Annotated in this window: 1 protein-coding gene; it reads right to left on the bottom strand. The window is 69.7% G+C overall.

Features of this window, described 5'->3' with window-relative positions; all coding sequences use genetic code 11:
- On the bottom strand, positions 1 to 1,526 hold a 1,526-nt coding region (locus tag D456_RS0123270; RefSeq protein ID WP_026116161.1), incomplete at both ends, for a peptide chain release factor 3.

Raw genomic sequence — 1,526 nt, 5'->3', positions numbered from 1 at the left:
TGGTCGCGCTCGATGACCCGCAGACGCCACTTGTTGTTGACCAGCACGAGGAGTTCCCCGTCGGAACGGCGACGCAGCACCTCCGCCCCCGAGAGCGAGTGCAGACCGGCCGCGGACCCCTCGTCGGTACGCCGGGCCACCGAGTACTCCAACGCAGAGGCCTCGATCGGCGAACGGAACTCCTCGGACATGCGGTGGCGCACCACGTCGAACTGGAGCGGACCCACCGCCGCCAGCACCGGCGCCTGATCCCCGCGCACGTCCGAGGTCAGCACCTGGACCACACCCTCGGCGTCCAGCTGGGCGATACCGCGCTGGAACTGCTTGTACTTGCCCGAATCGACCGCACGCGCGACCACGAAATGCTCCGGGGCGAAGCTCGGGATCGGCGGGAAGGACACCTCGGGCCCCTCGTAGAGGGTGTCGCCCACCGACAGCACCTGGGCGTTGACCAGGGCGATCACATCCCCCGGGAAGGCCTTCTCGATCGTGGACCGGTCGGAACCGAAGACCGCCTGGGTGTACTTGGTCGCGAACGGGCGCCCCGTCGCGGCGTGGGTGAGCACCATGCCGCGTTCGAACCGGCCCGAACTGACCCGCACGAACGCCATACGGTCGCGGTGGTTCCTGTCCATGTTGGCCTGCATCTTGAAGACCTGCCCGGAGAAGGGCTTCTCGACCGGGCGCGGCTCACCCTTGTCGTCCTCCTTGGCTGCCGGGGCCGGGGCCAGGTTCACGACCGCGTCCAGGAGCTGGCCCACACCGAAGTTGGACAGCGCCGCACCGAACAGCACCGGCGAGGACTCCCCCGCCAGGAAGGACTCGGTGTCGTAGTCGGCCCCGAGCGCCTCCAGCAGCTCGAGCTCCTCCTGGGCCTGGGTCCAGGCCTCCTGCTCGGTCCCGGCGGCCTCCTGGGCCGACATGGGTTCCTCCAGGGCCTTCCTCGCCCCGCCCGGGGTCCGGGTCAGCTTCGTGTACTGCCCGCCGCAGCGGCGGTCGATGAGCCCGCGGAAGTCGCCGGCGATACCCACCGGCCAGTTGAGCGGGGTCGGGCGCAGGCCGATGCGCTGCTCGATCTCGTCGAGCAGTTCCAAGGGCTCGCGTCCGGGGCGGTCCCACTTGTTGACGAAGGTGATGACCGGCATCCTGCGTGCGCGGCACACCTCGAAGAGCTTGAGGGTCTGCGGTTCCAGGCCCTTGGCCGAGTCCAGCAGCATGATCGCGCAGTCCACCGCCGACAGCACCCGGTAGGTGTCCTCGGAGAAGTCGGCGTGGCCCGGGGTGTCCAGGAGGTTGAGGACCCGGCCCTCGTAGTCGATGCGCAGGGCGGCCGAGGTGATGGAGATCCCGCGGTCCTGCTCCATCGCCATCCAGTCGGAGGTCACGCCCCTGCGGTCGCCCTTGCCGTGCACGGCGCCGGCCGAGGAGATCGCCTCCGAGTGCAGCGCGAGGGCCTCGGTCAGGGTCGACTTACCGGCGTCGGGGTGGGAGATCACCGCAAACGTCCGCCGCTTGGCAGCCTCATG

Origin of the sequence: Nocardiopsis kunsanensis DSM 44524 (assembly GCF_000340965.1) — a bacterium.
In the GTDB taxonomy this organism is placed as follows: Bacteria; Actinomycetota; Actinomycetes; order Streptosporangiales; family Streptosporangiaceae; genus Nocardiopsis; species Nocardiopsis kunsanensis.
This window is presented reverse-complemented; position numbering and strand designations above follow the sequence as displayed.